At 56.2% G+C, this 22,767-nt stretch carries 19 protein-coding genes, 2 tRNA genes and 1 other annotated feature; of the genes, 11 read left to right on the top strand and 10 right to left on the bottom strand.

Features of this window, described 5'->3' with window-relative positions:
* Position 1: 1 nt before the first annotated feature.
* Positions 2–901, bottom strand: a complete 900-nt coding sequence (gene hisG, locus INF73_RS15875) for an ATP phosphoribosyltransferase (protein WP_000886595.1) — start codon at positions 899–901, stop codon at positions 2–4.
* 45 nt (positions 902–946) lie between these two features.
* Positions 947–1,070: a sequence feature (His leader region), on the bottom strand.
* Complete coding sequence (gene hisL / locus INF73_RS15870) at positions 1,046–1,096, bottom strand: his operon leader peptide (RefSeq protein ID WP_001364200.1); 51 nt, start codon at positions 1,094–1,096, stop codon at positions 1,046–1,048. Its footprint overlaps the feature before it by 25 nt.
* Before the next feature lie 175 nt (positions 1,097–1,271).
* On the opposite strand from hisL, the gene INF73_RS15865 reads away from it, so the two are divergent.
* The 4 genes from INF73_RS15865 to plaP all read left to right on the top strand — a co-directional run bounded on the left by INF73_RS15865 (position 1,272) and on the right by plaP (position 4,697).
* Positions 1,272–2,096 (top strand): SDR family oxidoreductase, encoded by an 825-nt coding sequence (locus tag INF73_RS15865; RefSeq protein WP_193542021.1) that lies wholly within the window; start codon positions 1,272–1,274, stop codon positions 2,094–2,096.
* A 41-nt stretch (positions 2,097–2,137) separates the two neighbouring features.
* Positions 2,138–3,067 carry a LysR substrate-binding domain-containing protein gene (locus INF73_RS15860; protein WP_049137393.1) on the top strand — a complete coding sequence of 310 codons (930 nt, stop codon included), beginning with the start codon at positions 2,138–2,140 and terminating at the stop codon, positions 3,065–3,067.
* A gap of 219 nt (positions 3,068–3,286) precedes the next feature.
* Entirely contained in the window at positions 3,287–3,349 is a 63-nt protein-coding gene (yoeI, locus tag INF73_RS15855) for a membrane protein YoeI (RefSeq protein WP_099458931.1), read from the top strand.
* Positions 3,339–4,697, top strand: a complete 1,359-nt coding sequence (plaP, locus tag INF73_RS15850; RefSeq protein ID WP_193542024.1) for a putrescine/proton symporter PlaP — start codon at positions 3,339–3,341, stop codon at positions 4,695–4,697. The genes yoeI and plaP overlap by 11 nt, the downstream gene beginning before the upstream one ends.
* A 58-nt stretch (positions 4,698–4,755) precedes the next feature.
* On the opposite strand, the gene sbcB is transcribed toward plaP, so the two are convergent.
* Positions 4,756–6,192 (bottom strand): exodeoxyribonuclease I, encoded by a 1,437-nt coding sequence (sbcB, locus tag INF73_RS15845; protein WP_370567540.1) that lies wholly within the window; start codon positions 6,190–6,192, stop codon positions 4,756–4,758.
* A gap of 198 nt (positions 6,193–6,390) precedes the next feature.
* Between sbcB and dacD the strand changes: the two genes are divergently transcribed.
* The 4 genes from dacD (at position 6,391) to INF73_RS15825 (ending at position 9,795) form a co-directional block, all read left to right on the top strand.
* Positions 6,391–7,557, top strand: coding sequence for a serine-type D-Ala-D-Ala carboxypeptidase DacD (dacD, locus tag INF73_RS15840; protein ID WP_028013757.1), 1,167 nt, complete (start codon positions 6,391–6,393; stop codon positions 7,555–7,557).
* A 119-nt stretch (positions 7,558–7,676) separates the two neighbouring features.
* Complete coding sequence (gene sbmC, locus INF73_RS15835; protein ID WP_028013756.1) at positions 7,677–8,150, top strand: DNA gyrase inhibitor SbmC; 474 nt, start codon at positions 7,677–7,679, stop codon at positions 8,148–8,150.
* 92 nt (positions 8,151–8,242) lie between these two features.
* Positions 8,243–9,301, top strand: a complete 1,059-nt coding sequence (locus tag INF73_RS15830) for an FUSC family protein (RefSeq protein WP_028013755.1) — start codon at positions 8,243–8,245, stop codon at positions 9,299–9,301.
* A 158-nt stretch (positions 9,302–9,459) separates the two neighbouring features.
* Positions 9,460–9,795, top strand: a complete 336-nt coding sequence (locus INF73_RS15825) for a DUF496 family protein (RefSeq protein WP_028013754.1) — start codon at positions 9,460–9,462, stop codon at positions 9,793–9,795.
* Between the two features lie 163 nt (positions 9,796–9,958).
* On the opposite strand, the gene INF73_RS15820 is transcribed toward INF73_RS15825, so the two are convergent.
* Positions 9,959–10,034, bottom strand: a tRNA-Asn gene (locus tag INF73_RS15820).
* Positions 10,035–10,195: 161 nt separating this feature from the next.
* Here INF73_RS15820 and emmdR point away from each other — a divergent pair.
* Together emmdR and INF73_RS15810 are read left to right on the top strand one after the other, a co-directional pair.
* Positions 10,196–11,650, top strand: a complete 1,455-nt coding sequence (gene emmdR / locus INF73_RS15815) for a multidrug efflux MATE transporter EmmdR (protein WP_120266864.1) — start codon at positions 10,196–10,198, stop codon at positions 11,648–11,650.
* 103 nt (positions 11,651–11,753) lie between these two features.
* Positions 11,754–11,829 (top strand) — tRNA-Asn (locus tag INF73_RS15810).
* A gap of 142 nt (positions 11,830–11,971) precedes the next feature.
* On the opposite strand, the gene INF73_RS15805 is transcribed toward INF73_RS15810, so the two are convergent.
* The 3 genes from INF73_RS15805 to shiA form a co-directional block, all read right to left on the bottom strand.
* On the bottom strand, positions 11,972–13,738 hold the full coding sequence (locus INF73_RS15805) for an aminopeptidase P family protein (protein ID WP_193542026.1): 1,767 nt from the start codon (positions 13,736–13,738) through the stop codon (positions 11,972–11,974).
* 18 nt (positions 13,739–13,756) lie between these two features.
* On the bottom strand, positions 13,757–15,211 hold the full coding sequence (locus INF73_RS15800) for an AMP nucleosidase (RefSeq protein ID WP_041909184.1): 1,455 nt from the start codon (positions 15,209–15,211) through the stop codon (positions 13,757–13,759).
* Between the two features lie 73 nt (positions 15,212–15,284).
* Positions 15,285–16,601, bottom strand: coding sequence for a shikimate transporter (gene shiA / locus INF73_RS15795; protein WP_193542028.1), 1,317 nt, complete (start codon positions 16,599–16,601; stop codon positions 15,285–15,287).
* Positions 16,602–16,855: 254 nt separating this feature from the next.
* Here shiA and pagP point away from each other — a divergent pair, with 254 nt between their 5' ends.
* Complete coding sequence (pagP, locus tag INF73_RS15790) at positions 16,856–17,431, top strand: lipid IV(A) palmitoyltransferase PagP (protein ID WP_028013749.1); 576 nt, start codon at positions 16,856–16,858, stop codon at positions 17,429–17,431.
* On the opposite strand, the gene INF73_RS15785 is transcribed toward pagP, so the two are convergent.
* From INF73_RS15785 to INF73_RS15775, 3 genes are read right to left on the bottom strand one after another with little or no spacing between them, the layout of a single operon-like run.
* The gene (locus INF73_RS15785) at positions 17,428–18,393 is read right to left on the bottom strand and encodes an acyltransferase (RefSeq protein WP_045629806.1); all 966 of its coding nucleotides are present in this window, start codon (positions 18,391–18,393) and stop codon (positions 17,428–17,430) included. The two genes, pagP and INF73_RS15785, sit on opposite strands and share 4 nt — an antisense overlap.
* Positions 18,390–21,452 carry an efflux RND transporter permease subunit gene (locus INF73_RS15780; protein WP_193542030.1) on the bottom strand — a complete coding sequence of 1,021 codons (3,063 nt, stop codon included), beginning with the start codon at positions 21,450–21,452 and terminating at the stop codon, positions 18,390–18,392. Before INF73_RS15780 ends, INF73_RS15785 begins: the two co-directional genes overlap by 4 nt.
* On the bottom strand, positions 21,452–22,537 hold the full coding sequence (locus INF73_RS15775) for an efflux RND transporter periplasmic adaptor subunit (protein WP_193542032.1): 1,086 nt from the start codon (positions 22,535–22,537) through the stop codon (positions 21,452–21,454). The genes INF73_RS15780 and INF73_RS15775 overlap by 1 nt, the downstream gene beginning before the upstream one ends.
* Positions 22,538–22,767: the final 230 nt, after the last annotated feature.

Genomic DNA, 22,767 nt, shown 5'->3' with positions numbered 1-22,767 from the left:
ATTACTCCATCATCTTCTCAATTGGCAGCACCAGGATGGAGCTTGCGCCCAGCGCCTTCAGTTTTTCCATGGTTTCCCAGAACAGGGTTTCGCTGCTCACCATGTGCATCGCCACGCGCTGCTGATCGCCCGCCAGCGGCAGGATGGTTGGGCGCTCAGCGCCCGGCAGCAGGGCAATCACTTCATCAAGACGCTCGGTTGGGGCGTGCATCATGATGTATTTGGACTCACGCGCCTGAATCACGCCCTGAATACGGGTCAGCAGCTTGTCGATCAGCTGCTGTTTGGCGTCGGCCATCTCGCCGTCGCGCTGAATCAGGCACGCTTTAGAGCGGTAGATGACTTCCACTTCGCGTAGCCCGTTCGCTTCCAGGGTGGCACCAGTGGAGACGAGGTCACAGATGGCGTCCGCCAGACCCGCACGCGGTGCCACTTCAACGGAGCCGTTAAGCAGGCAGGATTTAAACTGCACGCCTTTCTGGTCGAGATAACGCTTCAACAGGTGAGGGTAAGAGGTGGCGATACGTTTGCCGTTCAGCGCGGCCGGGCCGTCCCACGCTTCATCAACCGGCGTTGCCAGCGACAGGCGGCAGCCGCCGAAGTCCAGACGACGCAGGGTGAAGTAACGCGGGTCTTCACCCTGCGCGCGGCGGGTCAGCAGCTCTTCTTCCAGCACGTTTTCACCGATGATGCCGAGGTCAACGACGCCGTCCATCACAAGGCCGGGAATATCGTCATCACGCACGCGCAGAATGTCGATCGGCATGTTTTCAGCCAGAGCAATCAGGCGCTGGGTGTGCAGGTTGATTTTGATCCCGCAGCGGGCCAGCAGTTCGCGTGAATCGTCACTCAAACGGCCTGATTTTTGAATAGCTATGCGTAAACGTGAGTTATCTAACATTCTTTATTCCTCGTTAACCTGTTTTAACCTGTCTGAATTTGGTCCAAAAAAAAGCCCCCGGAAGAAGATCTTCCGGGGGCTTTTTCATGCGTTCATGCACCACTGGAAGATCCAAACGTCTTCCAGCACACATCGCCTGAAAGACTAGTCAGGATGATGGTGATGATGGTGGTGTTTAAATTGAACGCGTGTCATATAAATTCTCGATGAATGCTTATTCATTTGATGTCTTTTAACCTAAACCAGTTGTACGACATATTGCAAGGGCTTTTTTTGATCATTAATTCATTTCATATTGATGCTATGAATTGTGTGTTCTGACGGGCTGGCGTAGCCTTATGAAAGACGAGTGAGAGTCAGGAGAATTCGCATGAAAAAGGTCGCGATTGTCGGTTTAGGATGGCTGGGAATGCCGCTGGCGATGTCATTAGCCGCGAAAGGCTGGCAGGTGACCGGGAGCAAGACCACCCGGGATGGGGTCGAAGCGGCACGCATGTGCGGTATTGATGGCGTTGAACTGCGTCTGGAGCCGGAGCTGGTGTGTGATGCGGAGGATCTGGACACGCTGATGAACGTAGATGCGCTGGTGATTACGCTACCCGCACGGCGCAGTGGCCCGGGCGAATCATTCTACCTGCAGGCGATGCAGGAGATTGTCGACAGCGCGCTGGCGCATCACGTCCCGCGCATAATTTTTACCAGCTCGACGTCGGTTTATGGCGATGCTGAGGGCGTGGTGAAAGAGAGTTCCGAGTGCCGTCCCGTAACCGCGAGCGGTCAGGTCCTGAAAGAGCTGGAAGACTGGCTGCATAACCTTCCCGGCACGCAGGTCGATATCGTTCGTCTGGCGGGGCTGGTTGGCCCGGGGCGTCATCCGGGGCGCTTCTTTGCCGGTAAGACGGCACCAGACGGTCAGCATGGCGTGAATCTTGTGCATCTTGAAGATGTTATTGGCGCGATTGAGCTACTCTTACAGGCTCCAAAAGGCGGACACATCTATAATATATGTGCACCGTCTCATCCGGCGCGCAGCACGTTTTACCCGCTCATGGCACGCCAGCTTGGGTTGGCTCCGCCGGTTTTTGGTGAGGCAAAGAACGAAAGTAAAGGCAAAATTGTTGATGGCAATCGCATTTGCCATGAGCTGGGGTTTGAGTATCAGTATCCCGATCCGCTGGTGATGCCCATGGAATAAGACCCTCAGCGGAGACAATCGCACACCGGAAGGGGGCGAGCATGAAACCGCTGCTGGATGTTCTTATTATTCTGGATGCACTGGAAAAAGAGGGGAGCTTTGCGGCTGCCTCGGCAAAGCTTTACAAAACCCCTTCGGCCCTGAGCTATACCGTTCAAAAACTGGAAAGCGACCTCAATATTCAGATCCTCGATCGCTCCGGGCACCGCGCGCGGTTTACCCGCACCGGGCAGATGCTGCTGGAAAAAGGCCGTGACGTTCTTCATACCGTTCGCGAGCTGGAAAAGCAGGCCGTCAAGCTCCATCAGGGATGGGAGAATGAGCTGGTGATTGGCGTGGATGATACCTTTCCGTTTTCTCTACTGACGCCGCTCATTGAAGCGTTTTACCAGCATCACAGCGTCACCCGGCTGATCTTCATCAACGGGGTGCTGGGCGGCTCCTGGGAGGCTTTAACCCAGGGCAGGGCGGACATCTTTGTCGGTGCCCTGCACGAGCCTCCCCAGTTGAGTGACTTTGGTTTTGCCCGCCTGGGCGTGCTGGAGCAGGTATTTGCCGTGGCGCCCCATCATCCGCTGGCTCAGGAGCCTGATCCTCTTAACCGCCGCGTTATTAAGGGGTACCGCGCAATAGTAGTCGGGGACAGCTCGCGCCCCGAATGTGCGGTTTCCTCGCAGCTGCTGGATGAGCAGGAGGCCATTACCGTTTTTGACTTTAAAACCAAGCTGGAGCTGCAAATTAGCGGCCTGGGCTGCGGCTATTTACCGCGCTACCTGGCGCAGCGCTTTATTGATAGCGGTGCGCTTGTTGAAAAACAGGTGCTTGCGCAAAGCAGTAACGAATCGGTGTGGGTCGGCTGGAATGAACAAACCGCCGGGCTGGCCAGCGCCTGGTGGCGGGACGAAATTTTAGCAAATAGTGCTATCGCCGCAGTTTACTCTCAGGGGAGCGCCGAGAAATCAGCCAGTTAGAAAAAAGAAAATGACCCGGTGCGTTGCAAAGTATTGCCTTTTGTATCCGATGTGGGGCAAAATGCCGCCGCTGCAACCAAATGAATAATCGACGATATAAAAGGCGTCGGTTATTTTTTTTTGCATGTACGAAACGAAACTAAAAACCAAGAGGCCGGGCTTCGTACCGGATAGATATTTACTAAAATCCGACAGTTGTTGTCGCTGAGGAAGAAAGAAATGGGGCAATTTTTCGCTTACGTGGCGGTTATCACCGTAAAGGAGAATAACTATGTCGCATAACGCAACTCCAAACACCTCTCGCGTGGAATTACGTAAAACGCTTACGTTGATTCCGGTTGTTATGATGGGCCTTGCCTATATGCAACCGATGACGCTGTTCGATACATTCGGTATCGTATCGGGCCTCACTGACGGTCATGTGCCGACGGCTTACGGCTTTGCGCTGATTGCGATCCTCTTTACCGCGCTGAGCTACGGTAAACTGGTGCGTCGCTATCCGTCTGCAGGTTCCGCCTACACCTATGCCCAGAAATCCATCAGCCCGACGGTTGGCTTTATGGTGGGCTGGTCTTCGCTGCTCGACTACCTGTTCGCGCCGATGATCAACATTCTGCTGGCAAAAATCTATTTTGAAGCGCTGGTGCCATCGATTCCCTCGTGGATCTTCGTCGTGGCGCTGGTAGCCTTTATGACGGCCTTTAACCTGCGCAGCATCAAGTCCGTTGCCAACTTTAACTCCGTTATCGTTGTGCTTCAGGTTGTCCTGATTGCCGTGATTCTTGGCATGGTGATCTATGGCGTATTCCACGGCGAAGGCGCGGGCACCCTGGCGAGCAGCAAACCGTTCTGGTCTGGTGATGCGCATGTGATCCCGATGATTACCGGGGCGACGATTCTGTGCTTCTCCTTTACCGGTTTCGACGGGATTAGCAACCTGTCTGAGGAAACGAAGGATGCAGAGCGCGTGATCCCGCGTGCCATCTTCCTGACGGCGCTGATTGGCGGTCTGATCTTTATTTTCTCGACCTATTTCCTGCAGCTGTACTTCCCGGATATCTCGCGCTTCAAGGATCCGGATGCGTCTCAGCCGGAAATCATGCTCTATGTGGCGGGTAAAGCGTTCCAGGTCGGCGCGCTGATCTTCTCCACCATCACCGTACTGGCGTCCGGTATGGCCGCGCATGCAGGCGTTGCGCGTCTGATGTACGTAATGGGTCGTGATGGCGTATTCCCGAAAAGCTTCTTCGGCTACGTGCATCCAACCTGGCGTACCCCGGCGATGAACATTATCCTGGTCGGTGCGATCGCGCTTCTGGCGATTAACTTTGACCTGGTGATGGCAACGGCGCTGATTAACTTCGGTGCGCTGGTGGCGTTCACCTTTGTTAACCTGTCGGTTATCTCTCAGTTCTGGATCCGTGAAAAGCGTAACAAGATGCTGAAAGATCACTTCCAGTATCTGTTCCTGCCGATGTGCGGTGCCCTGACCGTGGGCGCGCTGTGGGTTAACCTGGAAGAGAGCTCGATGGTGCTTGGCCTGATTTGGGCAGGTATCGGTCTGGTGTACCTGGCCTGCGTTACGAAGAGCTTCCGTAACCCGGTTCCGCAGTACGAAGACGTTGCTTAAGTCTTAACGTTTCAAAAAAAACCGGAGACAAGGGTCTCCGGTTTTTTTATATCTCACTTCAGACTATCTCTTGCGCGTACTGGAACAGGGCTTTTAACAGGATCTGTTTTTCTGCGTTGCCTTCATGCTGGTTGTATAACGACTCAAGCTCCTGCGCGTAATGCTGCAGATACTCTGGCGTAAACACGTTTCGGCGGTGCTGCAGCCAGCGCGCCTGTTCTGCTTCATCCAGCGTGCCGGGATAATTGCGCGCCCGGTAGTTAAACATCAGCTTTTCGATGCGCTTATCGGCGAAGGTGATGTCCAGCGCAGGTAAGTTACGCGGCTCGGTTTGCAGAACAATATTCATGGCTGCGCGGTCGGCATCGCTGAAGAAGCCGTTGTAGAGCTGGGCATCCACGTTTTCGGACGGCACGAACGGCTCCGCCTCGGCGAAGATGGCGACCACTTTCTCGCGCACCTGCGGGTTATCGCGAAGCACTTTCAGGTTATCCAGGCAGTGCTGACGGTTTATGCCCAGCCTGTCGGCATCTTCCGGACGCAGCGTGTTCGCCTGCGCCAGCACCGGACATTTATTGATGTGCACCAGCTTAACCGGCACCGCAGGCAGATCCCCGAGTTCATTTTTCGGGGTGTAAAGCCGTTCGCGCAGGGTATCGCTGTCAAGCTCCAGCAGCGGCGAAATATCGCCCGCCAGGTCCACCATGATAACCGCATTACGGTTATCCGGGTGCCACGCCAGCGGCGCAACCCAGCTGGTATTGCCGCGCCAGGCGCCAAACATGCCGGAGATATGCACCAGGGGCTTCATCTGCGGTACGTCGATAAGGGTCATGAGCTTCTGCTTGCTTCGGTGGCTCAGCAGATATTCAAACAGCCGGGGCTGTGCGGTTTTCACCAGCTTCGCCATGGCAATGGTGGCATAAACGTCTGCCATCGCATCGTGGGCATTGCTGTGCTCGATGCCGTTGGCGCGCGTCAGGTGTTCCAGCCGGAAGCTGGTCAGCCCTTCCTCATTTTCCGGCCAGTTAATGCCTTCAGGGCGCAGGGCATAACAGGCGCGCATGATGTCGAGCAGATCCCAGCGTGAATTGCGGTTCTGCCAGCTCCAGGCGTACGGATCGTAGAAGTTGCGATAGAAGATATTGCGCGTCACTTCATCATCGAAGCGGATGTTGTTGTAACCGACCACGCAGGTATTAGGCACGGTAAACAGATCGTGGATGCGGCGGGCGAACTCTGCTTCGTTAACGCCTTTTTCCCGTGCTTCCTGCGGCGTGATCCCGGTGACCATTACCGCGCCGGGCTGCGGCAGGTAGTCATCAGCCGGTTTACAGTAAAAGACCTCAGGCTCGCCAATGATGTTGAATTCGTCATCGGTGCGGATGGCGGCAAACTGCGCCGGTCGGTCCAGCGCCGGATGCGTGCCAAAGGTTTCGTAGTCGTGGAATAAAAAAGTCGGGCGTGCGGCAGAGTCAGACACCAGTAATACCATCCTGTTAAAAAATGACGTCACTATGGTAAACGATCGTGCGGGTCAGACCGAATAAAAAGCGCCGCCGCGTCGCAAATTTGCGAGACCGCTTCCGCGTAAAACCTGCGTTCTGTCACATTTTTTTGCAATTAAGCCAGGTAACGACATCAGAAGTCCCGTAAAAAGGTCATCGATTTTTAATGACCTGAGGATATACCGTTGAAACGCCGTCTGTTTATTGCTGTTTCTTTACTCGCATCGAGTGTCTCATCTGCTTTTGCGGCCGAACCACTGGACTTTTCGCCGCAGCCTCCGGCCATTCAGGCTGGCTCCTGGGTGCTGATGGATTACACGACTGGTCAAATTTTAACGGCGGGCAACGAACATCAGCAACGTAACCCGGCGAGCCTCACCAAGCTGATGACGGGCTATGTGGTGGATCGGGCCATTGACAGCCATCGCATTTCGCCGGATGACATTGTCACCGTAGGGCGTGACGCATGGGCAAAGGGCAACCCGGTTTTTGACGGTTCGTCGCTGATGTTCCTGAAAGAGGGCGATCGCGTCACCGTGCGTGACTTAAGCCGCGGTCTGATTGTCGATTCCGGCAACGATGCCTGCGTGGCGCTGGCCGATCACGTGGCGGGCGGGCAGCCGCAGTTTGTGAAGATGATGAACGACTACGTGCAGAAGCTGAACCTGCGTGATACTCACTTTGAAACCGTCCACGGTCTGGACGCGCCAGGCCAGCACAGCTCGGCCTATGACCTGGCCGTGCTCTCCCGGGCCATCATTCACGGTGAGCCAGAGTTTTATCATATGTACAGCGAAAAGAGTCTCACCTGGAACGGCATCACCCAGCAAAACCGTAACGGCCTGCTGTGGGATAAAACCATGAACGTGGACGGCCTGAAAACGGGGCATACCTCAGGAGCAGGCTTTAACCTTATTGCCTCCGCGGTGGACGGTCAGCGTCGTTTGATTGCGGTGGTGATGGGAGCGGACAGCCCGAAAGGGCGCGAGGACCAGGCGCGCAAGCTCCTGCACTGGGGACAACAGAACTTCGATACGGTGCAGATCCTGCATAACGGTAAAAAAGTCGGAACAGAGCGTATCTGGTACGGCGATAAAGAACAGGTGAAACTGGGCACCGACCAGGACTTCTGGCTGGCCCTGCCGAAAGCGGAAGTACCGAACATCAAAGCCAAATACGTGCTGGATAAAAAAGAGCTGGAAGCACCGATTGCCGCGCATCAGCGGGTCGGGGAGATCCAGCTCTATGACCGCGACAAGGTCGTGGCGCACTGGCCTCTGGTCACTCTGGAAGCCGTTGATAAGGGAGGCGTATTCTCACGCCTGAGCGATTATCTTCACCACACGCTTTAACCGCTGATGGGCAGACTGGCAGGGTTGCGAGTCTGCTCACATAATAAACACTCCTCGTTTGCCGATAATAGAAATCCTGCTTTATAGTGTATAAATATACAGTGCTAATCGGAGGCAGCATGGACTACAGCATCAAGCAGCAACAGAAACGTAAGATTGCGGGTTTTCATCTTGTTGGGCCGTGGGAAAAAACGGTCAAGCAGGGTTTTGAACAGCTGGTCATGTGGGTAGACGGGCGTCACATTGAGCCGCTGGAGTGGGTGGCGGTCTATTACGATAACCCCGATGAGGTTCCGGCAGAAAAACTGCGCTGCGATACGGCCGTTACCGTACCGGATGATTTCGTCATCCCGGAAAACAGCGAAGGGGTGATGATGACGGAAATCGCGGCCGGTGATTATGCCGTGGCGACGGCGCGCGTGGAAAACTACGACTTTGCAACCCCGTGGTATCAGTTCTTTAATTCCCTGCTGCAGGATAATAAATATCAGATGGCGCTTAAGCCCTGCTTTGAGCGCTATCTCAATGATGGCAACGCGGACGGCTACTGGGATATTGAAATGTTTATCGCGGTTGAGCACAAAACGGTTTAAGCCTGCTTAATGAAGGGTTTTTCAGCCGGGAGCGATCCGCCCGGCTGAAAACACAGTACAATTGTGATTTGCCGTGTTGCTGGAGAGCGGGTGTGCGTCCCGACAAATCATTAACCCCTTTTGAAATTCGCTTATATAAACATTACCGCGTGGTGCACGGGTGTCGCATCGCGCTGGCGTTCGTGTTGACCTTTGTACTGGTCAGGTTGCTGGATATACCGGAAGGAACGTGGCCGCTGATCACGCTGGTGGTGGTGATGGGGCCAATCTCATTTTGGGGAAACGTTGTCCCGCGCGCCTTCGAGCGGATAGGTGGCACCGTGCTTGGCTCTGCCCTGGGGCTGATTGCCCTGAAGCTTGAGCTCATCTCATTTCCAGTGATGCTGGCATGGTGCGGTGCCGCCATGTTCCTGTGCGGCTGGCTGGCGCTGGGCAAACGTCCTTATCAGGCGCTGCTGATTGGTATCACTCTCGCGGTCGTGGTCGGCGCGCCAGCAGGGGATATGACCACGGCGATGTGGCGAAGCGGGGATGTTATTCTGGGCTCGCTGCTCGCCATGCTGTTTACCGGCATCTGGCCGCAGCGGGCTTTTCTGCACTGGCGTATCCAGATGGCTAACTACGTCACGGCGTTTAACCGCGTTTACCAGGCGGGGTTTTCACCGAATCTGGTTGAGCGTCCCCGGCTGGAAAAGCATCTGCAAACCATCCTCAACGACGTGGTCAAAATGCGCGGCCTGATAGTACCAGCCAGTAAAGAGACCCATATTCAGAAAGCGATTTTCGAAGCTATCCAGACGGTCAGCCGCAATCTGGTGTGCATGCTTGAACTGCAAATCAATGCGCACTGGGCCACGCGTCCCAGCCATCTGTTGATGCTTAACGCCCAGACCCTCAAAGAGACGCAGATGATGACGCAGCAGACCCTGCTGACCATCGCCCATGCGCTCTATGAAGGCAACCCGCAGCCTGTGCTGGCGAACAGCGAGCGGCTCAATGAAATCGTGGCGGAACTGAAGCAGTTAATCAACGAGCGGCAGGGCGATAACGTGGCGGAAACGCCCATTCACGGCTATGTCTGGCTGAGCCTGGAGCTAGCGCGACAGCTTGAGCTGCTATCGCACCTGATTTGTCGGGCGCTGCGCAAATAAAACGCGGATGTGACGCCTGCTGCTTCGATTCAGCAGCAATTGGGGTTATGATAGCTTTAAACGATATAGCCATTGTCATTCGCAGCCGCTGTCAGTAAGGTTATTGTTACAACGGTTGCTTTAACGAATCCGAATCTCACATTATCAGGGGTGTAAAAATGGAAACTATCAAGCCTTCGTTCCAGGATGTTCTGGAATTCGTCCGCCTGTTCCGCCGCAAAAACAAACTGCAGCGTGAAATCCAGGACGTTGAGAAGAAGATCCGTGACAACCAGAAACGTGTTCTGCTGCTCGACAACCTTAGCGACTACATCAAGCCGGGCATGAGCGTTGAAGCTATTCAGGGCATCATCGCCAGCATGAAGAGCGACTATGAAGACCGCGTTGATGATTACATCATCAAAAATGCCGAGCTGTCCAAAGAGCGTCGCGACATCTCTAAAAAGCTGAAAGTGATGGGCGAAATCAAAAACGCCGAAGCTAAAAGCGAATAATCGCAGCGAATTGTGAAAAAGGCTCTCTGGTGACAGGGAGCCTTTTTTATTTGACGATCAACGGTCCGCTGATTTGTAGGTCGGGTCAGGCGCAGCCACCAGCCGACAATTCTACCCGACGCAGAAAAGCAAAAAGCCTGCTACAAAGCAGGCTTTTTAAATTTGGCTCCTCTGACTGGACTCGAACCAGTGACATACGGATTAACAGTCCGCCGTTCTACCGACTGAACTACAGAGGAATCGTTGTGGAGGCTTATCTTAGCGGCGAAAAAACTTTTGTCAAACCTGATCTTAGGGAAAATCGACTGATTGCCGATTCTGTCGTCAGTTTGTTGTAAATACACACATCTTTTTCAGGAAAATACTTTGCAGGATTAGCATTTCTCCCCCATCATTTGAAATGGAGTTTCAACTATTCTCGCTAAGGTCCATTTTGAACGTCACTGCCCCTCTGCGCCAGGCGATCGTGCGCACGCCATGGTACGCAAAACGTAAAAGCTATCGTGTTCTGTTCTGGCGTGAAATCACCCCTCTTGCCGTGCCTATTTTCCTGGAAAATACCTGCGTTCTGCTGATGGGAGTGCTGAGCACCTTCCTGGTAAGCTGGCTGGGGAAAGAGGCGATGGCGGGGGTCGGGCTGGCAGACAGCTTTAACATGGTGGTGATGTCATTCTTTGCCGCCATCGATCTCGGGACGACGGTTGTGGTGGCCTTTAGTCTCGGCAAGCTGGATCCCAAACGCGCGCGCGAGGCTGCACGTCAGTCGCTGATGATCATGACCCTCTTTTCGATTGTTCTGGCGGCGGTGATCCACTATTTCGGTAAAGAGATTATCGATTTTGTCGCCGGGGAAGCCACGAACGAGGTGAAGGAACTGGCGCTGACCTATCTCGAAATGACCGTCTTAAGCTATCCGGCGGCGGCCATCGCGTTGATTGGCAGCGGCGCGCTGCGCGGGGCAGGTAACACCAAAATCCCGCTGTTGATCAACGGTGGAATGAATATCCTGAATATCATCATCAGCAGCGTGCTGATCTACGGCGCGTTCTCGTGGGATGGTCTGGGGTTCGTCGGGGCCGGGCTGGGATTAACCATATCACGCTATATCGGTGCGGCGGCCATCATCGGGGTGCTGATGACGGGGATTACCCCCTCGCTGCGTCTTACGCTTAAGAGCTATTTCCGGCCCTTTAATTTCGCCATTATCTGGGAAGTGATGGGGATTGGTATTCCCGCGAGCATTGAATCCGTGTTGTTCAACGGCGGGAAGCTGCTCACGCAGATGTTTGTCGCCGGAATGGGCACCGACGTTATCGCCGGTAACTTTATCGCCTTCTCCATCGCCTCGCTGATTAACCTGCCGGGTAACGCCCTAGGGTCGGCATCAACCATCATCACGGGTAAACGTCTCGGGAAAGGGCAGATAGGCCAGGCGGAGCGGCAGCTGCGCCATGTGTTCTGGCTGTCGACGATTGGGCTGACGCTGATCGCCTGGGGCACAGCGCCGTTTGCCGGGCTGATGGCCGCGTTCTATACCCACGAAGATGACGTGAAAGAGGTGGTGAAGATCCTTATCTGGCTCAACGCCGCCTTTATGCCCATCTGGGCGGCATCCTGGGTGTTACCTGCCGGGCTGAAAGGGGCGCGCGATGCCCGTTTTGCCATGTGGGTGTCCATGCTTGGCATGTGGGGGTGTCGCGTTGTGGCGGGCTATACGCTGGGCGTGGTGCTGGGCTGGGGCGTGGTGGGCGTCTGGCTGGGGATGTTCCTGGACTGGGCCGTACGCGGGGCGCTGTTCTACTGGCGCATGGTCAGCGGGCGCTGGCTGTGGAAATATCCGCGACAAAATGCCTGACAATTGCGCGAAATGGAGAATAATTCGGCAAACGATCGGAAATATGCATTCTGCCTTTGACATCATCGGGGAGCATCGATAATATGCGCCCCGTTCACACGATTCCTCTGTAGTTCAGTCGGTAGAACGGCGGACTGTTAATCCGTATGTCACTGGTTCGAGTCCAGTCAGAGGAGCCAAATTTGAAAAGCCTGCTTTTGAAGCAGGCTTTTTGCTTTTCTGCGTCAGGTAAATGCAAAACGGCAACCTTGTTGCCGTTTTTAGTGTTTTCACCCTCTCCCACGGGAGAGGGATGGGGTGAGGGCATCAGACCGCACGAAATTACACACGAACCGGCGCCGTCGCCGCCTCCAGCCACGAACGCGCCTCGCTATTCACCAGCGGCGTCAGTGCCTCACGTACCTGCTGATGATACTCATCCAGCCACTGCTTTTCCTGCTCGCTCAACAGATCCAGCTCGACCTGGCTTAAATCAATCGGGATCAGCGTCAGAGAAGCAAACTTGCAGAACCCCGGACGGCTCTCCACTATCTCCACCTGGTTTTCAATACGGATACCGTGGCTATCGCCCAGATAGTATCCCGGTTCAATGGTCATGATGTTCCCTGCCACCAGCGGCCACGGGTTGACCTTTTTGGCGATGCGATGCGGGTTTTCGTGGATCAGAAGCTGGTGGCCCACGCCGTGCCCGGTACCGTGATCGTAATCCAGCCCCATCTCCCACAGCGGACGACGCGCGAAAGCATCCAGCTGGTGCCCCTGCGTACCGGAAGGGAACTGCAGGGTAATCAGCGACAGGAAGCCTCTCAGCACGGCGGTGTAGTGCAGACGCTGCTGCGAGGGGACATTACCCCACGCCAGCGTGCGCGTGGCATCGGTGGTGCCGTTAGCGTACTGACCGCCCGAATCGTTCAGGTAAAAATGGTTATGGCCGATGGGCTTGTTGCTGGCCTCGCTTGAATGATAGTGGCACATCGCCGCATTGCTCGAAGAGGCGGAAATAGTCGCGAAACTCTGCTCGATAAAACCGGGCTGCTGTTTGCGCAATGCCAGCTGCTGCGCCTGCACTTCCAGCTCCGTTAGCGGTTGTCCCGCCGCCGCACGCAGCGGCACTTCGCGGCTCAGCCAGGCCAGGAAGTTGACCCACGCGGCGCCGTCCTGGAGATGGCACTCGCGATACCCTGCCAGCTCGACCGGGTTTTTGGTAGCCTTAATGAGGGTAATGGGATCGGTTCGCCAGACAATTTCACCGCGCGGTTCAATGGCAAAGCGCAGGGCCACCGGCGCGGAGTCGGCATCAACCATCACCCGCTTCCCTTCAGCAAGTTGCTGACAGCGTTCAATAAAGGTGTCCTGTGGCGCAATCGTGAAGGCGTTCAGAACTGCATCAGGGAGTTCTGCGAGCTTATTGTCGTTAACAAACCACTCAACGCGGCCGTCGCGACCGAGCAGGGCAAATGAGAGCGGTACCGGACTGGTGGGGATATCTGAGCCGCGCACGTTGAGTAGCCACGCAATGTTATCCGGCAGCGTAACGGCCAGGTAGTCAGCGTTGTTCGCGGCCAGCACGGCGGCAACGCGCTGACGTTTGTCTTCGCTGCTTTCACCGCTTATCGCAACCGGCATCTCACGGATAAGCCCCGCCGGTGCGGCAGGGCGATCGGCCCATAAAGCGTCAAACGGTGACGCATTCAGCGGCACGAGCGCGCACGGTGTGGCAGACAGCTGCGTAAACTCGGTATTCGTCATCAGCATTGGGTCAAAACCGATGCGCGTGCCCGCCGCGACGTTGGCCGTCAGCCAGTCTGCCAGCGGCTCGTTGTGCAGATGGTGGATCTCAACCTCATCCATATTCACCTGAACGCGGGCCTGCACCTGATAGCGCCCGTCGACGAACAGCAGCGCTTTATCCCTCAGTACCAGCGCGACGCCAGCAGAGCCGTTAAAGCCTGTCAGCCAGGCCAGCTTTTCGTCGTTCGACGCGCAATTCTCGCTTTGCCAGGCATCGGTGCGCGGAACGATCATCCCGTCGAGGCTGTTTTCCTGAAGCCACTGACGCAGGGCAGAGAGCGGAGTAGGGGGGTGCATGGTTTTTCCTTATTGTTATTAGCGGAACGGCGGCTCGTTGAAGGTGCGCAGCTTGCGCGAATGCAGTCGGTCGCCTTCCGCCCGCAGCAGGTCGATGGCGCGAATGCCGATCTGCAAATGTTCGGAAATCGCCCCTTCATAGAAACGGTTGGCCTGACCCGGCAGCTTAATTTCGCCGTGCAGCGGCTTATCGGACACGCACAGCAGCGTGCCGTAAGGAACGCGGAAGCGATACCCCTGGGCGGCGATGGTGGCGCTCTCCATATCAATCGCCACCGCTCGGCTCAGGTTGAAGCGCAGCGCGGAGGCGGAGTAACGCAACTCCCAGTTGCGGTCATCCGTTGTCACCACCGTACCGGTACGCAGGCGCTGCTTCACCTCTTCACCCGGCATGCCGCTCACCTCTTTGGTGGCGTCGTAGAGCGCGCGCTGTACTTCGGCGATGCTCGGGATTGGGATATCCGGCGGCAGTACCGCATCCAACACGTGGTCGTCGCGCAGATAGGCGTGGGCCAGCACGTAATCGCCAATCAGCTGGCTTTCACGCAGGCCGCCGCAGTGGCCAATCATCAGCCACACGTCGGGGCGCAGCACCGCCAGATGATCACAGATGGTTTTGGCGTTCGACGGGCCGACGCCGATGTTGATCAGGGTGATCCCCTGACCGTCGGCGGTGATCAGGTGCCAGGCGGGCATCTGGTGTTTTTTCCACGCCAGATCGGAGATGGCCTGCTCGGGCGCTTCGGTCTCGGCGGTGATCCAGATCCCGCCCGCGCAGGAGAGGGCGATATATGGACTGTCCGGATCGAGGATTTGGCTACAGCCCCAGCGAACAAACTCGTCCACGTAGCGGGTGTAGTTGGTAAACAGCACAAACGGCTGGAAATGCTCGGCGGGCGTGCCGGTGTAGTGGCGCAGGCGCGCCAGGGAGAAATCCACCCGACGGGCGTCAAAGTGCGACAGGGGGGAAAACTCTGCCGGGTGATAAATCCCGTCAGCCGTCTCATCGCCAATCTGTGACAGCTCGGTCGTTGGGAAGTGGCGGGTCAGTCCCGCGCTCATGGAGCGGTCAAGAGTCAGCGCCGAACCGTCAATCACGTACGGGTACGGGATCTCATGCTGCGAAGGCTCCACGGCAATGTGCGCGCCGTAATCCTGATACAACAGCGTTAGCTGCTCTTCCAGATAGGGGCGGAACAGTGCAGGGCGGGTGACGGTGGTGCTGTAACAGCCGGAGTGGGTAAAACGGGCGTAGGCGCGGGTTTTCGGCGTCGTGCTTGCGCTGCCGTCCCAGGTCACAGAGAGCGATGGATAAACAAAAAGGCCTTCGTTTCTGGCCTTTTGATCGGGAAGTTTCCCCGTTTCGATGTATTCGCTGATGGCGCTGCGCAGCGCGTTGACGGACTGTTCATACAGCGCGTCGAGTTTTTCCAGCGCCTGAGCCGGGGTCAGGCTGGAGCCCTTATTATTCATCTCTGTCTCCTTGTTCCACAGGTGTGCGACTCTATCCGATAGTATGTCACACGCCTGTGAAACAAAAGGGAGATCAGCGGTGGCTCGTCTCTTTCATTAACAGCGCCGTCGCTGCCGACAGCAGGCAGCCGGCCAGCAGATAAATCGCCACGCTGTGCCAGTTACCGCCGGAGAAGGTCACCAGCGCGGCGGCAATAAACGGCGTAAACCCGCCGCCGACCACGCTTGCCACCTGGTAACCCACGCCCGCGCCGCTGTAGCGATAGCTCGCGCCAAACAGTTCGGTAAACATCGGCTGCTGCACGCAGACCACCATATCGTGGGCGATGTTGGCGAGCATGATGGCGAAGAAGACAATCCAGAAAACCGACTGCGCCTCCAGCGCCATAAAGAACGGCCAGGCGCTGAGGGTGCCAATCAGCGCCCCGGTAATATAGACGCGACGGCGGCCAAACCGGTCCGCCAGCCAGGCGAAGCAGGGGATGGTCAGACAGCTGATCCCGCCGACCAGCAGGCCGATATTCAGAAACAGTTCGCGCGGCAGGCCGAGGTTCTGCGTCGAGTAGTTCAGCGCAAAGGCGGTAACGATATACATCGTCAGCAACTCGCACAGGCGCAGGGCGATGATTTTCAGAAAAGCGCCAGGGTGCCGAATCAGGGCTTCCATCACCGGCAGCCGTTTTTTGACGGACGGCTCCTTACGCTGCTGCTGTTCGAACTCTGCCGACTCATCCATCCCGTTGCGGATCCACAGCGCGGCAATCACCAGCACGATGCTGAAGATAAACGGGATGCGCCAGCCCCAGCTCAGAAACTGCGCGTCGGTGGTGAGCTGGCTGATTAACGACACCAGCCCTGTGGAAAGTAACAGCCCGACGCCGTACCCGACCTGCACGCCGCTGCTGTAAAACGCTTTCTTGTTTTTTGGCGCGCTCTCAACGGATAACAGCGCCGCGCCGCCCCATTCGCCGCCCACGGCGAAGCCCTGAATGGCGCGCAGCGTCACCAGCAGCACAGGCGCCCACCAGCCAATAGCGGAAAACGAAGGAAGAATGCCAATCAGCGCGGTGGCAATCCCCATCATCCAGACGGTAAGCATCAGCATCCGCTTGCGGCCAAGCCGGTCGCCGAAGTGGCCGAAAATCACCCCGCCCAGCGGGCGAAACAGAAAGCCGACGCCGAAGGTGGCAAACGCGGCGAGGGTGCCCATCGCGGGGCTAACCTGAGGGAAAAACTCGCGGTTAAACACCAGCGCGGCGGTGATGCCGTAGAGCAGAAAATCATACCAGTCGACGACGGCACCTGCGAAGCTGCCGAGTGCAGCGCGGCGGGCGCGATTGAGCGAAGGTATCTCCTCGTTGGGACGATCGGAGATGAGGGTGGAGTCCATAGTTATCCTGTCCGTACTGTTTTTATTATTGGTATAAGAAAATTTCACTCACATTGCGTCCGTCATATAAACGGAACCTATGAGACTACCGCGACAAAACGCCTGAGAAAACGTTTTTATCTTTCCGGAAGGAGCTGGATAAATAAATTTCATCTTCCCCTGCCTCGAGATAAATCAGTCTGTTTGGCTCCGGTTCGTGCTGAATGGATTACAGTAATAGATACCGCTGCGTGACTAAAGCTGAGGGAAAAACGATGCAACGTAACTTTTCGGCATTCTGGATGGTCCTGTTTTTATTCGCCGCACCGCTTCATGCCGAGCCGAAAGTCTATGGCGAACAGCGTATTAGCGGCTGGTGGAATGCGCTGACGGATGATATATCCCAGACCTGGGAAGAGCCGCAACGTTACGATCTGTACCTGCCGTTTCTGAGCTGGCACGCCCGCTTTATGTACGATAAAGAAAAAACCGACAATTACAACGAAATGCCGTGGGGCGGCGGCCTGGGCGTGTCCCGCTATAACGAAGAGGGCAACTGGAGCGCGCTTTTCGCAATGATGTTCAAGGACTCGCACAACGAATGGCAGCCCGCGATGGGCTATGGCTGGGAGAAGGGCTGGTATCTGGATAATGCCAAAGATTTCCGCCTTGGGCTCGGTGCCGCCGCGGGCATCACGGCGCGAGATGATTTTGCGAACTATGTGCCTCTGCCGTTCATCTTCCCACTGTTTTCTGCCGGCTATAAGCGCGTTACCGTCCAGTTCACCTATATTCCCGGAACGTATAACAACGGCAACGTGCTTTTTGCCTGGCTGCGCTTAGGCTTTTAAAGGGTGATCACCTTTTTTGCCACGGCGTTAGACAAGACCAGCATGGAGAATAGAACAGAGGTGACGAACGTAAGCACAATCAGCGCCAGCTTCATGCCGAGAGAGGTCACCGGTATCAGCGCCGTCAGCAGATGAAACACCGAGTAGTGCACAATATATACGCCGGTCATCGTTTTGCTGATGGCGGCCAGAATGGACTCCTTTAATTCAGCATTGCGGCGAAAGCGAACGCCGTTCGCCGCAATCACCAGGGCAATAATCAGGATGTAGATCTGCGAGCCGGTGAGAATAAAGGCGTTTCTGTCGGCCTTAAACAGGGCAAAAAAGAAGTGGCGCTCGTAAAACCAGGTGAAGAGATAGATAAACGGGATGGCGACAACCGCCGCCCGAACCACGTTTTTGCGGCTTATCCACTCGGCGACTTTTGGGTCGCAGAAGAGCTGCCCGGTCAGATAAAACAGCAGCCATGTCCACAGCCGATACTGCGGCGAAAGCGAAAGGACGTGCGTTTCAGGATAAAGCGCCGATAGCAGATCGTATCCGTAGGAAAAGCACAGCAGAGCAGCAATCGCGCCGCAGAACAGCGATCTCCGCTGGCTAAGCCACTCCACCGCCGGGTGGAAGGTGTAAATCACGACAAATGCGAATACGAACCAGGGCTGAATTAAATACCCGCGCTGATAAGGCTCCCACAGGTAGTAGATCGTTATCCAGAACAGAAAAACAATCACCAGACTTTTTATTTTACCCAGCTGCCAGCGTGTGCCGTGCCGGGATTGCCCGTCGAGATAGCCCGACACCACAAAAAACAGCGGCGTGGCGATGGTCGAGATAAAGGTTAAAAAGCCCAGGATCCAGTGATAGTCATAGTCATAATGATCCCAGGTATTGTAGATGGTGAAGAAGGTGACCGCCGTCATACAGCCCAGCGTCTTGATAATGTTCAGCCCTGTCGCATTCATTGTTGTTTGGCTTCGTCCTTACGATGGAAAACCGCATAGATCACGGGGAGTACCAGCAGCGTCAGGATTGTAGCAAACCCCAGTCCAAACATAATCACAACGGCCATGCTCTGGAAGAAAACATCCAGCAGCAGCGGTGCCAGGCCAAGTACGGTCGTGAACGCGGTGAGCAGGATAGGGCGCAGGCGCGAGGTGGCGGCATAAACGATCGCGCTGTGCTGATCCTTGTGCGTTTTCTGCTGTTCAATCTCTTCCACCAGCACGATGCCGTTGCGGATGAGCATTCCGCTCAGGCTCAGCAGACCAATCAGCGCCATAAAGCCAAAGGGAATGCCGGTAATTAAAAATCCTGGCGTGACGCCAATCAACGCCAGCGGTACGGTTAGCCAGATCGCGACGGCATTTTTTACCGAGCTGAACATCAGCACCGTAATGATAAACATCACCAGATACCCGAGAGGTAGCGTAGTGAACAGCCCTTGCTGCGCTTCGCTGGAGTTTTCCGCGTCGCCCCCCCACTCGATGCTGTAGCCGTGTGGCAGGGGAAGGGCATCCACCTGCGGCTTCACGCGGGCGAGAATATCACCGGAGGTTTGCTGGCTCAGCGGGTCCGGATCCGTCTGAACCGTCAGTACCCGCGAGCGGTCGCGTCGAAGGATGAGCGGATCTTCCCACTCCAGCGTGAAGCTGCTGACGACGTTACTCAGCGGGATATACTGCTGCCGCGCCTGGCTCCACACCAGCACGTTGTTCAGGTGGCTGGCGTCCAGCCTTTCGCTTTCTGGAGGCCTCACCACCACGGGCAGCAGGTCACTGCCTTCCCGATACAGCCCCGCACGGCTGCCGGAGAAATTCATCTCCAGCGCGTTGTCGACGTCCTGCTTATCCACGCCAAGCTCGCGTCCCAGCGCGGCGACGTACTGTGGACGGATCACTTTGCTGCGGTTTTGCCAGTCGTTTCGGACGCTCCCCGTGGCCGGGTCGCGCGCCAGGATATCGTCCACCTGGCTGGCAATCAGACGCAGCCTGTCAGGATCCGGGCCTTTAATGCGCACTTCAATGGCGCTGTCGCCGGAGGGCCCAAACATCACCCGTTTCGTGCTGGCGTTGACCTGCGGGTAGTTACGCGTGATGTACTCATCCACGTAGCGCGTCAGCGCGGAGATGCTGCGCTGGTCATCCATACGCACCATGATCTGCGCGTAGTTGCTGTACTGCCGCTGTCCGCTGTAGGTCAGAATAAAGCGCATGCTCCCCTGACCGATGGTCGAGACGGTGGTTTCCACGCCGGGCCGTCCCTTGATGGTTTTCTCAATATCGCCGGTCATTTTCTCGGTCCATTTGATATCGGTGCCGTAGGGTAACCAGAGGTCGACAAAGAAAATCGGCGTATTGGACGACGGGAAAAAGTTTTGCCGCACCGCGCCAAACCCCCAGACAGACGCGGCCAGCAGGGCGGCCATCACTACCAGCGTAGGCGCTTTATGGTGCAGCAGTGCGTTCAGCAGGTGCTGGTAGAGGCGGTAGAGACGTTTGTCGTAAGGATCTGACTCGTCAGTGGCATCCGGCGCGCTGTCGTTTTTAAACAACCACCACTTAATCAGCACCGGGGTAAGGGTGAGCGCCGAGAACCAGCTCAGCATCAGGGAAATCAGCAGCACCTGGAATAGAGATTTACAGTATTCCCCGGTGGAATCCTGCGATAGCCCGATAGGGGCAAACGCAAGAATGGCGATCACCGTCGCCCCCAGCAGCGGCAGGGCGGAGCGGCGAATGATGTTGTTAACGGCGGTTAACAGCGGGGAGCCCTGCTGCCGGGCAATCAACACCCCTTCGACAATCACGATGGCGTTATCCACCAGCATGCTGAGGGCGATAATCAGCGCCCCGAGCGAGATGCGCTGTAGCTCAATGCCACACAGATACATAATCAGCAGCGTGCCCAGAACGTTAAGGGCGAGAGAAACCGCGATGATGATCCCGCTGCGTACCCCCATAAAGATCAGCAGCACGCCGATGACAATCGCCAGCGCCATCAGGAAGTTAATAATAAAACCGTTAACAGAATGGCCCACTTCGGCTGCCTGATCGTAAAACAGATCTATCTGTATGCCTGCCGGTTTTTCCGCCGACATCTGGTTTAGCTTCGCCTCCAGCGCGTGGCCCACGTCGATCACGTTCACGCCGGGAATAAACGAGACGCCCATGGTGACGGCTTTTTTGCCGTTGGCATGGTAGATACTGGCGGGCGATTCGTTCAGCCCGCGCGACAGCGTGGCGATATCCCGCAGGCGCGTCGCCGCCCCGGTGCCGGAAGGCGCGATGATGAGATCCGCCAGTTCATCAAGATTCTCGAACTCACCGGTGGGGTGCAGACGAATGGATTCGCTGCCGGAGGTGATTTCTCCGGCGCTGGAAACGACGTTGAGCCTGCTGAGCAGGGCGGAAAGCTGGTTCAGCGTAATGCCGCGCGCGGCCATTTTGGTCAGGGAAATATCGATGTTGACCTGTTGGCTAATGGCCCCGCCGATGGCGACCTTCGCGACGCCGGGAACAAGAATCAACGCGCGGCGCAGCTGCTCTGCATATCTCACAAGTTCAGGATTACTGAATTCATCCCCGGAAATGGCGAAGAAGAAGCCGAAGACGTCGCCGAAATCGTCATTCACAAAGGGCGTGACGACGCCGGGCGGGAACTGACGCGAGGCATCGCCCACGCGGCGGCGCAGCTCATCCCAAATCTGCGGCAGTTCGTTCGAGTGATAGCGTGAAGCGATATTGACGGTGATTTGCGACAGCCCGTTTGAAGAGATGGAGCTTACGTTGTCCAGATAAGGCAACTGCTGAAGGGCATTCTCCAGCGGCAGCGTCACCTCTTCTTCAACCTGTTGAGCGGATGCGCCGGGGTAGTGGGTGACCACCACTGCGGTTTTGATGGTAAAGGCGGGATCTTCCAGCCTGCCGATATTCAACAGGGCGAAAATCCCCCCAATGCCCAGCAGCAGAATCGTTAGCCAGACGCGAACCGGGTTATTAATAAATTGACGAGTGATATCCATTACAGTCCCCGTTCACGCGTCCAGATACGCACCGGCTGGTTAGCATGGAGCTCTCCCACGCCTGCGGCCACCACGCGCTCGCCCGCCTTAAGCCCGCTGGTGATCGTCACGCCTTCGGTTATCACTTGCCCCACGCTGACCTTGCGGTCTTCAAGATGGAGCGTGTCGCCTTCTCCCGCCACAACCCAGACGTGCGGCTCATTGCGTGGGCTGTTGTCCGGGTTAAAGACGGCCTCAACCGGTACAACCAGCGCCTGAGCGCCCGCGCCAGCCGGGAGGTTGGTTAAATTGATGGTCACCGTACCGCTTACGCCACCGACGGCGGGAAAATCATCTGGTCGCGGCATGGTCAGTATCACCTGCCAGGTCAGGGTATTACTGTCGCTGCTGCCCGAGTGCTCTTTGTAGACGGCGGTAAATTCCCGATCCGGAATGGCGTTAATTCTCACGACCGGACGATACTGCGCGTTGCGGATATCAAAGGTCTTAAACAGGTTTTCAGGGATGCTGAACACCACGTCAAGCAGATCGGTGCGGGTTAACGTCGCGATGGGCTGACCAGCAGACACCACCTGATGGTTTCGGACATGTACGCTGGCCACCGTCCCGCTGAAGGGGGCGACGAGCGTCATCTGATTCAACTCTTCTCGGGCAATCTGCAGCGCCGCATTCGCCGAATCGCGGTTCGCACGCTGCACGTCCATTTCGGCTTTCGAAATCGCCTGGCGGCCCGCCAGCGTCTGGAAGCGATCGAACTGCCTCTGGGCCAGCGTCGCCGCCGTCTGCCTGTCGTTAACCCGCTGCTGGGCTTCACGGGCGTTCAATCTTGCAAGCTGTTGGCCCTGCTTGATGGCTGCGCCCTGACGCACATCGAGCGCTTCAATTTGACCAGCGCGCTTGAAGGAAAGGTCTGTGGCATCGCCCGATTCAATGCGGGCGGGAAAAACGCGCTGCTGGGCATGACCGGAAACCGTCACCTCCGCCACTTTAACCATTCTGGGCAGGGGGGAGGCTTGTTCAGGTTTAGGATCGCACGCCGTGAGCGTTAACAAAACGAACGGTAAAAGAGAGAGGTAGCGGTTCACTGTATTCCCCTAATAAATAACTGTTTTATTTATTCCATAACCTGGACAGGGGTGACACTATTCTGCCAGAACAGTGACGACCATATAGGTAAATAAACCAATCGCCGTGCTGGCGATAATGGCAAGCGCAATAAACATACCCAGTCGGATCAGGCTTATGCCATACATACATTCCTCCATGAGCCGGAAGCGGTAACTCACTATGAGCATAGTCGGCGAAAAGATAAATG

Origin of the sequence: Enterobacter cloacae complex sp. P6RS, from assembly GCF_014982245.1 — a bacterium.
In the GTDB taxonomy this organism is placed as follows: domain Bacteria; phylum Pseudomonadota; class Gammaproteobacteria; order Enterobacterales; family Enterobacteriaceae; genus Enterobacter; species Enterobacter bugandensis.
This window is presented reverse-complemented; position numbering and strand designations above follow the sequence as displayed.